This is a genomic window from Streptomyces sp. NPDC048644 (genome assembly GCF_043199105.1).
Taxonomy (GTDB): Bacteria; Actinomycetota; Actinomycetes; order Streptomycetales; family Streptomycetaceae; genus Streptomyces.
On the sequence record NZ_JBICVO010000003.1, the window covers coordinates 462,308 to 476,485 of the forward strand.

Annotated in this window: 1 protein-coding gene; it reads left to right on the top strand. The window is 69.7% G+C overall.

Annotated features, from left to right (window positions below):
• Positions 1-2 precede the first annotated feature (2 nt).
• Positions 3-14,123 carry a hypothetical protein gene (locus tag ACGFNI_RS09045; RefSeq protein ID WP_393681983.1) on the top strand — a complete coding sequence of 4,707 codons (14,121 nt, stop codon included), beginning with the start codon at positions 3-5 and terminating at the stop codon, positions 14,121-14,123.
• The last annotated feature ends 55 nt before the right edge of the window (positions 14,124-14,178 follow it).

Consider the following 14,178-nt stretch of genomic DNA (forward strand, 5'->3'; position numbering starts at 1 on the left):
CCATGACCATCCATGTGTCCGACGCGTTCCGTGGCATCGCCCTCGTCCTGACGGGCTCCCCGCTCCCCAACGCGGACGAGGACGCCCTGAACGCGATGGGCGAGATCTACGGGCACACCCGTCGGCTCCTGGAACAGCTGCCGCACGACGTGGTGCGGGTCACCCAGTCCGTGCGCGACAGCTTCGAGATGGACACCGCCAACGCGTACGCGGAGTCCGTCGCACAGTTCACCTCGGGCGGGCAGAACTACGTCAAGGCCGGTCAGGAGATCACCGGCGGCCTGGAGAAGATGGCGAAGACCACCGCGGTCAACGTCGAGTACATGAAGATCATGGCGATTCTCCAGATCACCGAGATGCTGATCGAGATCCTGATCGCGATCGTCACGTTCCAGTACGAGCGGATCCCGGAGATCAAGGCGAAGGCCGGCTTCAGTCTGCAACAGCTGATGCGCACCCTGTTCCAGCAGCTGGTCATGCACGTCGTCATCAACGAGACCATCGGCGTCGCCCTGGACGGCCTGGCGCAGCGCATCCAGATGGGCAAGGGCACCCGCCACGTCTGGGACAAGAGCCTGACCAAGGACGCGGCGTTCGGCGGACTGCTCGACGGGCTTCTGGAGGGGCCGCTGTCGATGTTCGGCGGGAAGGTCGGCAACAAGCTGGCGGACCTGTTCGGCGGCACGGTGGCCAAGGACGTCGCCCAGCAGGTGACCAAGGACCTGTCCCACACCATCGACACGGCCAAGGACGCCACCGTCAAGTCGCTGACGCACGGCATCCAGGACGTCATCACGAAGAACGCCGACGACCTGCTCCGGCCCCTCGGCGGCTCAGGTCAGGGCAAGCATCTCGGCGCGGCGGCGACGAAGAAGCTCAGCGACGACTTCGGGGACGCCTTCGCCCACGCGTTCAAGGACACGCTGGGCGAGCAGAGCGCCCGGAGTCTCGGCAACGCCTACGGGAACGCGTTCGCCAAGAACTGGGGCACCGAGAGCCGGCAGACGCTGCGCGACACCCTCAAGAACAACGGGGGCGGGCACATCGACCCCGCGGTGCACCACTCGCTGGCGAAGCTGCCCGAGACCACGCTCAAGAGCATCCAGCAGCACCACGACAACGTCATCACCAAGAGCAGTCACTTCGCCGGGATGAGCGCCGCGGTGGCCGGCCAGGGCTACCTGTCCGAGGGCTTCTACAACCTGCTCTTCTCCGACGAGCACAGCTTCAAGGTCTCCCCGATGACCGGCGCATCGGCCGCCTTCGCCGAGGGGGCCACGCACGGCGCGACCATCGGCGGCATCGCCGCGGCGTCCAAACTGACCGGCGCCGTCCACGGCACGGCGATACCGGCACCGGTTCCCACCGCATCCGAAGAGGCCATCTCCGACACCCGCAACCTGGTCACGACCACCGACCAGAACACCTACCCCGCCCAGGACACCGCGGGCGACGGACAGCAGAACAGCACGCAGGACTCCTCGGGCACCGGCAACGAACAGCAGCACACCTCCAGCACGAACTCGGGCTCCGGCGGATCGGGGACGAACGGCCACACCACGCCCACACAGTCCAACTCCTCGCAGCACAACGGCAGCGGCAGCGGCAACAACAGCAGTGGCGGCAACGGGAACGGGAACGGCGGGAACGAGCCGGGCCGCGGGCACTACGTCGAGGACGAGGACACCGCGTCCACGCACAGCAGTGAGAGCGGGAGGAGCGAGGCCGGCGAGGGCAGCGAGGGCGGTGGCAGCGGCGAGGATCGCGCCAACTGGACGCCGCAGGAAGACCGTTCATCGCAGGACGACCACGCGCCGCAGAGCGAGGAGAGCACGGATCTCCAGAACACGGCCACCGCTCACGCCACGTCCCTGACCGGGCAGCAGACGGCCACCACGCCGGCCCATACGAACCCGGGGAACGCGGCGAACACTGCCAACACCCCGAACACGTCCCAGAAGCAGGACAGTTCAAAAACGGACGCCACGACCGGCACGGAACCGGCCACGAACGAAACCGGTGAGCCGAAAAAGGTCGTCACGTCCTCGTCCTCGGAAACCGACAACAACCGGCCCACGGACCACGAGGACAGCCGGGCCCCACAGCAGACCTCGACGGCGTCGACCACGTCAACCACATCGGCGACGTCCGAGAAGACCTCCGATGAGCAAGCGCAGGATCCGCAGTCGCAGCCGCAGCCGCAGCCGCAGTCGCAGTCGCAGTCGCTGCAGGAGAGGACGCCGCCGTCCGGCAACAAGTGGAGTGATCTGAATTCACCCGTTGCCACGGAGCAGCACTCCCAGAACGTCCCGCACACGCCGGACCCGCTTTTGCCGCACCCCGTAGCCACCGAGGAACGCCACGTCGTCACCGAGCACATGGTGGCGGGCGACGCGTACCACGTGCTGCAGGTACCGGGGAACGGCGACTGCCTGTTCACGTCCGTCCTGGTGAGCGCGCACCGGCAGAACGTGCTGCCCGACATCCGGCACCTCTCCGTCCAGGATCTGCGCGACCGCGTGGCCACGCATGTGAGGGACACGACGGACAGCGACGGGACGGACCAGGCCGGGTACTTCCACAGCGATCCCGTCGATGTCGTGCTGCACGACCTGTTTCCCGACCCGCAGAGGCCCCCCGGGACGCTCACGCCCGAGCAGCGGCAGCAGTTGGACGAGGGCCGGGCCCGGCAGGGGCAGCGGCGGGAGGATGCTCGCGCGCTTCTGGACGACGGCGATGGCGAGAGCCGTGCCGCGCGGGAGAAGTGGCGGGAGCTGCTTGCGACCGGCAATTACCCGCACCTGCTTGACCTCGCGCCGACGCCGCGCGCGGCGCAGCGGCTGGGCACCGGAGGGCTCATCGTTCAGGCCGTATCGGACACCGGCCTGTGGAACTCACCGTTCGCCGACAGCCTCCCGCAGCTCGTGTCCAACGCGCTCGATGTCGACCTCACGGTCGTCGAGAACGGCCGGCCGCCCTACTCGACGGCCCCCGACGCCGCGAACGGCCCGCTGTATGTGTTCTTCGAGTACTCCGCGCGCGGCGGCTCGCACTACCAGGCCATGACCAGGACCGTGTCCGATACGTCGTCGGATGACGCCCCGCACGAGCAGCCAGGCCCGTCGCAGCAGCAGGCGCAGACTCAAACACAGCCACAGCCACAGCCACAGCCAGAGGCGCAGGCACAGCAGGACGGCCACCAGGAAGCGCAGCACACCGAGCACGACGACGCGGCGGACGACAACACGGCGGACGACGACCAGATCCCCCAGCACACCCACCCCACCGACGAGGACGGCGACGGCACCCCCGAGGGCGGGCAGCAGGAATCCGCCCCGAAGTCCTTCGAGGTCCCGTACGGCTTCGGTCGTGACGGGCGTTATCCGCTGGGGCAGTTCGGGCACGTGCTGCGCTTCGGGGACATCGCCTTCGGCGGGGGCGGCGAGCGTCCGGCCGGGCTCCACTCGCTGGTCAAGTCGGCCATCGACAGCCGGCCGGGGCGTCTGTCGGCCAAGAACCGCGAGCGGCTGGCGAACCAGCTGTCCGACCGGCTGTGGCGGGAGCTGTCCGGCGACGACGGGCAGGAGCTGGCCCGGCAGCTCTTCGACGAGGGCGGGGTGACGCTGACCGCGCCGGTGGGCCGGTTCAGCAACCCGTACACGGTCACCCTGCGGCTGTCCGACGTGGACCGCAACACGGCGGAGCACCTCAACGCGCCGCCGCAGCACGCCGCTTCGGCCACCCCGGCGGCGGGCTCGGCCACGCACACGAAGGCGACCCAGCAGCTGCTGCACGGCGAGCGCGACAAGGGCCAGCGTGAGGCGTCGGTCAACTACAACGCCGGCGACAGCACGACGGTGAGCAACAGCCGCAGCGTGTCGGTCACGACCACGCACGCCTCGCCCGCGGACGCCGTGGCGGTGAAACCCAAGGTCACCCTGACCGGTTCCGCCAGCGCGTCGAAGGGGCACAGCAACCTCACCAACACCTATGTGCGCCCGGAGCTGAACTTCGCGGGCACCCGCGAGCACTTCGGCTTCGACGGCGCTTCGCTCTCCGTCGACATCCGCCGCACCGCGGGCGGCCCCACCTGGACGGGCACCACGGAAGGCACCCTGGAGGTGTCGTTCCCGACCGAGCTGACCGACCCGGAGGCGAACCACACCGACCGCCCCTGGGGCGTGGAGAGCGGCGGCACCCAGGAGGCGCGGCGCAAGCTCGCGGAGGCCGTGCAGAGCACCTTCTTCATCGCCCAGGACAGCTACGGCCAGGCGCCGCTGGCCGCCGAGCTGACGAAGCCGTACGCCTCGATGGGGCCGGAATCGGGGCCGCGGCGCCTGCTGGACAACTGGCTCAGCGAGCAGTCGACGCTGTGGAACGTCCACCGCATGCTCAGCGGCACGTCGCTGCCGTCCTTCGCCCACAAGGGCACCCACTACACCTCGGAAGTGCGCAGCGGCGTCACGTCCGTACGGCGCATCGGCGATGCCACCAAGGTGGGGGTGGCCGGCAACACCCGCGACTGGAACTCGGTGTTCCACACCACCTCCAAGGGCGGCGGCAAGTCGGTCGACGGCACGGTCGTCCTCGGCCCCGACATGCTGCCGCTGTCGTTCTCGGCAGGATTCAGCCTCGGTACCGGCAACTCGGCTTCGCTGACCGAGGGTTACACCGGCGGCATGGTCAACACCACCCGCTTCAACGGCCCCAGCGTCCCCTACGAGCTGACCTTGAACGTGCAGGCCGGCCTGAACCCGGTGGGCCGCGGGGACTTCTCCCACACCCGCGAGGCCGTCGTCGTCATCCGCGTCCCCGAGCACCTCGCCGACCACTTCGAGCAGCAGTTGGCGACCGTGGCGCAGGAGGGCGGCGGCCGGGTCACCCAGGAGCACGACGCCGGAAGCGAGCACTCCACCGACGGGCAGCAGCACACCCCGCCGCCCACGCCCCCGTCCCGCGGGCTCTTCGGCGTCTTCGGCCTCAAGGGGCTCGCCGACCTGCCGCAGACCTTCCTCCACGCCGGCCGGCGCGCCGAGACGCTCCTGAAGTTCGAGCACAGCGGCGTCAAGACGGAACGCGAGTCCCGACAGGCGCTCAAGGAGTTCCTGAACACCCAGTTCCACCCGGACCAGGTCTCCCACCTGGCGCCCGATGTACTCAACGGCGGCGTCCAGCGCACCTTCCGCGGCCCGAAGGGCAAGAAGGGCCGGCTCCTGCTGCACTTCGGCGTCACGGCACGCCCCGCCAGGCCCGGCGAGGAGGCGCACGCGCACGCCTGGCGGCTGCCGGTCAAGGACGCCACCGTGCAGAAGTGGCCGACGAACTGGGCCTGGCTGTCCGACTCGCAGAGCCGGACCAGCAGCCAGTCGTTCACGATCGGCACGACGCTGTCCGGCGACATCACCGACGGCCTCACCCTCACCCCGGTCGACGCGTTCTTCTCCCGGGGCCGCGAGCACACCCAGTCCGACGGCATCACCACCTACGGCTTCTCCCACATGGGCGCCAACACGTCCGGGGAGATGTGGCACGACTCCTACCCGGTGGTCTTCGAGCTGAGCGTGGACGCGGAGCACGTGTCGGGCACCACGGTGCTGGACGAGAAGCAGGTGCTGAAGAAGCACGTCGACGGCCGCGCCGACTACCTGGTGCCGAAGTCGCTCACCGTCGAGGACAACAACGCCTCCGCCACGGAGGACGAGCACCAGGTCACCTCCGTGGACGTGGCGCCCGAAGCGTTCGGCAGGAACAAGAAGTACCCGCCGCTCAAGCCGCCGCAGGACGCGACGGAGAACCGCATCCGGCCCCAGGACCGGATCGACCACGTCCACGGTGCGCGCGAGCTCCAGCGCGAGGCGGCGGAGATGTTCCGGAAGATGGGCATCCCCCGGCAGGATGCGGTCCCTTACGTGGAAAAACTGCTCACGCCCGACCAGCTCAAGGGCATACTCAACCGCGACGCGCAGGCGTCGTCCGGACGTCTGGTGCGCGAGAAGCGGTTCACCGACAACAACGTGCAGTTCGTCGTCCAGGCCATCACGGTCAACGACAAGACCTTCGGCAACACCCAGGAACTGTCGAACTTCACGCTGGACGAAGGCATGAGCCGCTTCACCAGCACCGACAAGACCGTACGCACCAACTCCCACGGGCTCGGCATCTCGCTGAGCGGCACGGGTGAGGACGGTGACAGATCCGGTGGCGGCTCGGGCGACGCGTCCGGGAGCAAGGCCGTCTCGCACGGCAAGGCCACCGTCACGGTGACCGACATCCACCCCGGCCAGTTCGTCGACCAGACGCTGCCGCACCGCCAGCACGAGGCGGACGTCATCTGGCGGCTGAGCGTCATCCAGCGCGACACCAACATGCTCGGCTCGTGGGGAGAGCCGCAGACCCTGGTCAAGGACGTGCACGTCGAGGGCGGCGTCTCGTATCTGCGCCCCGAGTTCACCCACCTGACGGCTGATCAGGCCAAGGTCCCCGAGCAGCTGCCCCACCTCCCGCTGACGGCGATGACCGTGGATCTCGCTCCCCGCACCACCGACGGCGACGACCACGAAAGCCGGGAGGAACGGGAGGCCCGGGAAGGCCGGGAGGACGGGAGTGAGCACGAGGGCCGGGAACCGCGCCCCCGGCAGGACGACGCACTCCCCCGGCCCCTGACCGGCACCATCCTGCACAACCTGGGGCAGCTCCTCCAGAAGAACTCACCCAGCGCCCTCGGCCCCGCGCACCACCTGGATTCGCCCGGCACCACGCTGACGAGCATGGGTGACACCCTCTTCGACTCCCGCACCCTGCAAAGCCTCAGCAGCGTGCTGCGCGGTACGGGCGTGCACGTCCGCATGCGGACGGACGGCTTCGGCCACCACACCTACACCAACGTCATCGCCCAGCTGACCCGGGACGACAACGGCGCGCGCTTCACCGGCAAGACGTCGAAGGGCATGATCTCCCGCTATACGCAGTCCCATACGCGCAGCGAGGAAGCGACCGTCCACTCCGTCAAGAACTCCGGCACGGCGGGCGGCAGCGGCTCCGGCGGTCTCGGCAGCAACGGCGCTTCGCCCTCCCTCCCCTTCGGCAAGTCCACGAGCACCAGCCTCTCGAACAGCGACGCCATCATGATCCGTCGCCACGACGCCTACTCGACCGCCGAGGAAGAGCTGTACGTCTACGAGGTCGACGGCACGATCGACCTCGCCGTCGAAAGCGCCCACCACGCCTCCCAGTTGGTCAACGCCCTCCTCCTCGGCCAGGCCGCCTCACTCAAGAGCGGCGCCGATTCACTGTGGCGGTACGTGACGGCACACGACGACGGGTCGCACACCCTCTCCCTCCCCGTACGGGAAGAAGTCGTGGTCGCCCGCTCCGAACTGCCCCCGGCACTCCTCAAGGAGGCCGAGCAGCACGACAACACCGACGTCGACGAGACCGACACCGACACCGACACCGACACCAATGACGTGCCCGATGACGGGCTCGACGTCCGGCAGCCGCCGCAGCCGCAGCCGCAGCCACAGCCGCAGACCCCGACGTCCATCGGCAAGGACGAATTCCGCCACCACGGCGTGCTGGTGGACATGAACGAGGCCGCGTCGCGGAAGCTCTTCGACGACCTGATGAAGAAGCTGAGCGAGCACGGCGGCGCGCCGCAGAAGTTCGCGGAGAAGGGGCAGGCGGGCCGCGAACAGCTCCGCCAGCTCCTCAACTCCCGCGAACTCGCCTGGCACCTGCACCGCTCCGGTCTCGGCGGCGCCACCGACGAGGACAGCACCCTCGCCCCGCGCCTGACGACCGAAGGCGGTGTCACGACGCTCACCTACGGGAAGCTGCGCCTCACCTTCACACAGCTCGGGCTCGGCTCGTCGGACGGCTGGATCAAGGGCACCGCGGAACGTTCCGACTACCGGTACCAGTACCACACCCAGTCGTACGCGACCGGGAAGGACGCCGGCATCGGCGGCGGCGTCACCTCCAACTTCACCGCCGCCACGGGGAAGATGACCCAGGGCCTGTCGGGGAAGTTCCGCCAGGGCCGCACCGAGTCCCACGACAGCGGCGGCTTCACCTCGCGCCCCACCATGTCCGTCGACCGCACCGTGCACTGGCTGCGGCACAGCCCCACCGCGGTCAAAGTGGACGTGCACCTGTCGGCCGACAGCAACCTCGACCGCTTCGACCTGGGATCCTTCACCCACGACGACGTCTACCGGGACAGCTTCGTCCTCGACGACATGCTCCAACTGCGGTACTCGCCCGAGGCGGTGCTGCGCGAGGTCGGCGGCATCACCGAGGCGGCGATCCGGGTCGACTCGGGCTGGTACCTCGCACCGCACCGCGCGAACGAGCAGCACAACGCCACCATGCTCGAAGCCCTCCACACCGCCCAGGAGACGACGGCCACGGAGAACGGCAGCACCTGGCACGTCACCGGCGCGGGCGAAGGCAACGTCCGGGTACGCGATCAGCTTCTCAGCCGGCAGGACTTCATCGACCAGTACGTACGCCCGCACCTGACGCCGGAGCAGTACGCGCATCTGAGCGAACTGTCCCGGTGGGAGGGCGCGGACACCGACGGCTCGCCGCGCCGGTTCCACGTCGAAGGCCACGACGATCACACCGGGCACGAGGCGCGGGAGCAGCGACAGGAGCAGGAGCAGAGGCAGGACCAAGACCAGGGCCGGGACGACCGGGACCAGGACGACCAGGACGACCGGGACCAGCAGGACCAGCAGGACCAGCAGGACCAGCAACAGGAGAGCCCCCACTCCGGGCCCGCCCCCGATCCGGACCCTGACCCCGGCCCCCGCTCCGCCCCCGGCCAGGACTCCTCCCTCACGACCCACACCCCGCAAGTCCCCTCCGGTTTCGGGCACGAAGGGCACTACCCGTTGGGGCAGTTCGGCCGGGTGCTGCGGGTCGGGGAGATTCCCTTCGGCTCCCCCGGCCGGCGTCCCGACGCGCTCAAGGATCTGGTCAAGTCCGCGGTCGTGCGGTCCGGTACGACGCTGAAGGACGGCAGCCAGGAGGCGTTGGCCAACAAGCTGGCCGACGACGTGTGGCGGCAGATCTCCGGTACGGACGGCCCGCTGCTGGCCCGCAAGCTCCTGTCGAAGGAAGGGCTGAAGCTCGACCTGGGCGACGACCGGCAGGCGAAGTACCACGCGACGCTGCGGCTCGGCGCGCTGTCCCGGGAGCACGTCTCCCTCCTGCCCCGCCGGGCCCGGGGCAACGGCACGGGGGCCGGCCAACTGCTGCCGTACGGCGCGAAGATCAAGGGGCACCGCGAGGCGATCCTCAACCGCCAGGCGGGCGGCACCCATACGACCGGCGAGGCGCGCTCCCTGACCAGCAGCACCACGGTCGCCCCGCCCGCACTGTCCGCTGCGGTGAAGCTGGCACTGAAGATCACGGGCTCGTCGAGCGCGTCCCAGGGGCAGAGCTTCCTCACCAACTCCTACGACCGCCCGGAAGTGGTGCTCGGCGGCGACCACGAGCACTTCGCGTTCCAGGACGCCACCCTGAAGCTGGAGTTGCACGGCGTCCCGAAGGCCGGGCGGCCGGGCAGGAGCGAGCAGACCGTACCGGTGGAGGTGTCCTTCCCGCGCGAGCTGACCGGGCACGAGGCCAACCACACCGACCACGCATGGGAGGTCACTCCCAGGAACGCGGCCGAGCGGCGCAAGCTGAACCGCGCGCTCCAGGACCTCTTCTTCCTCCCCCGGGAGAGCAGCGGACAGGACGCCCTGGTACCGCAGTTGACCGGCCCGTACCCGGGGATGGGGCCCGGCACGCGGGCGCGCGGCTTCCTGGACAGCTGGTTCGGCGAGATGGCCACGATCGCCAACTTCTCCCGCATGCTCAGCTCGACCAAGCTGCCCGCCGTCTACAGCCAGGGGCACCACTACGCATCGGAGGTCCGGGTCGACGTGCTGTCCGTCAAGCGGGGCGGCGATCCGACCGATGTGGGTCTGGCGAACAACGTCCGGATGTGGAAGTCGGTGTTCCACAGCACGTCGAAGGGCGGCGGCAAGGCGTTCGAGCTGGACCTCACCGTCGGCCCCGACCTGTCGGACGAGGGCCTGGCGCTCGCCTTCCCCTTCTCCTTCGGGCTCAGCAGCAACGACTCCATGTCGCTGACGGAGGGCAACACCGGCGGCACGCTGAGCACCGTCCGCTTCAACGGGAAGAGCGTCCCGTACGAGGTGAGGGTCACCATGGAAGCCGGCCTGACCCCGGTCGGTGCGCCGGCGATGCCGTCGAAGTCCGTCCCGGTGCGGGTGGTCGTGCACGTCCCCGAGCACCTGGCGAGCTTCTTCGAATACCGTCTGGCGCACGCCATGGGGCACGACGGCGCGCAGCCGCCCCGGGAGCTGACGACGCCGCCGCCGAGCCCGCCGGCGTTCGGTCTGTACGAGGGATTCGGGGTCTCCGGCCTCACGCACCTCGTGGACCACTTCCGGCACAGCGCGGTCACGGCCGAGAAGAACGTCGGCTTCACCCACAGGTCCCACCAGCACCGGACGCAGCACCTGGAACAGCTCAACCGCTTCCTGGAGGTCAACTTCCATGTGAACGAGCTGTCCCGCAACACCACGGAGCTGTTCGACGACGGCATCCACCTCACCTTCCCGGGCCCGCGCGGCGACGACGGCACACAGTTGCTCCTGCACTTCGAGGTGAAGGGGACGCGCCACCCCGACGGGGACGGCGACCACACCGCCTGGCGCCTGCCGGTCGGCAGCGCCACCGTCCAGAACTGGCCGACCCACTGGAACTGGCTGGCCATGGCCTCGTCCATGGGCAACGGACAGTCCTTCTCGGTGGGCTTCGGCCTGTCCGAGTCCGGTGGCGGGCTGACGTTCACCCCTGCCGACCTGTCACTCTCCCGCGGGCGGGACGTCTCGCTGATGAACAGCATCACGACGTACGCGTTCGCGCACAACGGCACCAACGCGTCCGGGCCGATGTGGCACGACTCCTACCCGGCGACCTACGACATCTCCGTGTACGCCGAAAAAGTCACCGGATCCGGCTCGTCGAAGGGCGCGCCCCTCCTCGACACCCGGCACGGCGGCGTGCAGTACCTGGTGCCGAAGTCGCTGTCCGCGCTGCCGCCCGCGCAGGACGGGCGGGGCCAGGACGACGCGGGCACACCGCCGCCGGTCCCGCAGCGGGCGCCGGCGCCGACGTGGAACGGCAGGACGCTGACCTTCGCCCCGGTCGAACTGCCCGCGCACTTCGTGCAGGAGCGCCTCCAGCCGAGCGACCGCATCGACCACGCGTACCACGCACGCGCCCTGCGCGAGTCCGCCGCCCAGCTCATGGCCGAGCTGAACGTGCCCCCGTACGTCGCCTCGTACCTCCAGCACCTGGTGACGACGGACCAGCTCAAGGGGGCGCTCCACAGCGAGTCGAACGCGCTGCCCGGCCGCTTCGTCGTGGGCCACGAGTTCGCCGACACCCACGTGTACCTGGTGGCGCAGGCCGTCACCGGCAACCGGAAGCAGCTCGCCGACGGGACGCAGGAGCTGTCCACCTTCGGCCTGAACGAGTACATGCTCCGCTACACCCAGAAGACGCAGGTGACCACCGCCAACGGTCAGAGCGCGGGCACGAGCTTGGCGTACGAGGGGAAGAACGGCGACACCACGGGCGACGGTTCGCTGGGCTTCACGGCATCGCGCAGCCGCTCCACCGGTCGGGCCGGCATCGAGGTGGACGACACCCACCCCGGCCAGTTCTTCGAGATGACCCTGCCGAACAAGCACTACGCCATGGACGTCGTCTGGCAGCTGAACGTCGCCGTCACGCAGCACAACATGCTGGGCACCTGGCAGACGAAGGGGCTCAGCAGCACGCTGCACCTGCCGGGCGGTGCGACGTTCCAGCGCCCCGAGATGACGGTGCGGACGGCCGAAGAGGCAGGCGTGCCGCAGACGTTGCGGCGCCTGCCGGTCATGTCGATGACGACGGGACTCGCCCCCGTCACCGACCGGGACCGGGGCGGGCAGGAGGAGCGCACGCAGGACCTCTCCGGCACCGAGCTGTCCCAGGACGAGCAGCACACCGCGCTGCCGCCGACCCTCACCCACCAGGTGATCAGCAATCTCGTCACCCTGCTGGCCAAGGCCGCCCCGGGAACGCTCGGCCCCGTCCACTCCCTCAACGAGCCGGGCAGCGCGCTGTCGTCCATGGGGGACAGCATCCTGGACGGCGGATCGCTGCGGACGCTGTCCAGCCTGCTGCTGGACACCGGGCTGACCGTCCGGGTGCGCACCGACGGCGTCGGCCACCACACCTACGTCGACGTCTCCATCCGGATGGACCGCGACCCGGCGGACGCCCGCTTCGCGGGGAAGACGGCGCCCGGCGTCCTCTCCCGCTACCTCCAGTCGAACACCCGGGTCGAGGAACAGTTCACCCACGGCAGCACCAGCGCCAAGGGCATCTCGCTCGGCGGGTCGGGAACGAAGTCGCAGGGCGGCTCCGGGTCGGCCGCCCTCACGTTCAGCAAGTCCACGAGCAGCTCCAACAACAGCAGCGTCATGATCCGCAGGCACGACGCGTACACGACATCCGAAGAGGACCTGTGCCTGTACCGAGCCGACGGGACGCTCACGCTGTCCGTGGAAACCTCCTCACACGCCTCGCAGTTGGTCAACGCCCTGCTGCTGGGCAAGGCGCACGTCGTCACGGCGGGCATCGCCAAGGCCACCGACTGGCTCTCGCCCGGCAAGGACGCCCCGCACGAGATCACCCTGCCGGTGCGGGAGGACGTCCTCGTACCGCGGTCCGAGCTGCCGGACCCGCTGATCGAGGAGCGCGCGCCGCTGTCCCCCATCGGCACGCGGGATTTCCAGCGCCACGACGTGCTGGTGGACATGGACGAGACGGCCGCGCCCGCGCTGTTCACCGAACTGATGGCACGGCTCGCCCGGCACCAGGGCGGCCCCGGGCTCTTCGCCGACCCCGCGCACGGCGGTCACACGCAGCTCAAGTACCTGATGGGCGCCCGCGAGATGGCCCGTCACGTGGCCAGGGCGGGCCTCGGCACCCCGACGACGCAGACCTCGACGTTCCGGGTGCGCCTGTCGGCCGAGGGCGGCGTGGCCACGTTCACGCACGGACAGCTCAGCGTCTCTTTCGTCCCCAGGTACCAGGGCTACGCGGACGGCTGGCACAAGGGAACCGGCGAGCGGGCCGACTACGACTTCCAGAACGACATCGACGCGTACGTCGACAGCCGCGGCACGAAGGTGAGCGGCGGCGCCACCGGCAACTTCGGCGGGCCTGTCACCCAGGGCCTGTCGTTCTCCTCGGGGCTGACCCGGTCCCTGGAGCACGACTCCGGCGGCCAGCTCGCGCTGCAGAAGAACTCCGTCGACCGCACCGTGCACTGGCTGCGGCACGAGCCGACCTCCGTCGACCTGGTCGTGAAGCTGTCCACCTACGACACCTTCGACACCCTCGGGCTGCCGAAGATTTCCGGCAAGGACGTCTTCGAGGAGACCTTCACCCTCACGGACGCCCTGCAACTGCGCTTCTCCCCGGAGGCGGTGCTGCGCGGCACCGGCGGCGTGCGGGAGGGCGCGGTCCGCGTCGACTCCGGCTGGTACTTCCCGCCGCACCGCCCCGAGGAGGCGGACCGGGCCCAACTCGACACCATGCTCGACGCCCTGCTGACGGCCCAGGAGACACAGGTGACGGACGGCCGGCAGACCTGGCACCTGACCGCCACCGACGACGGCGGCGTCCTGGTGCGCGGCGAGCGCCTGTCCCGGCAGGAGTTCGCCGACCGCTACCTCAGACCGCGACTCTCTCCCGAACAGGCCGATGCGATGGCCGAGTTGATCCACTGGGAGGGCGGCGGGGCGGGCGCGGCGCTGCTCCTCCACCTCGACGTGCCGACGGACGCGATCGGCCGGCACGGGCCGCGCCCGCAGCCCCCGAACCCCTCACCCCCTGTGGAACCGGAGGACACCACCGACGACGTCCCCCACGACGTCACCGACCAGCAGACCAGCCAACAGGACGCCGGCCAGGGGTCGGACGGCCTCAAGAAGTGGGCCGACGCACTCAACGTGGATCTGGACCAGGTGCTCCAGAAGTACTCCTGAGCGGCGTCCTCGCCGCCGTCGGCCGGGGGACTCCCCCGTGCCCCGCTCGACGGCG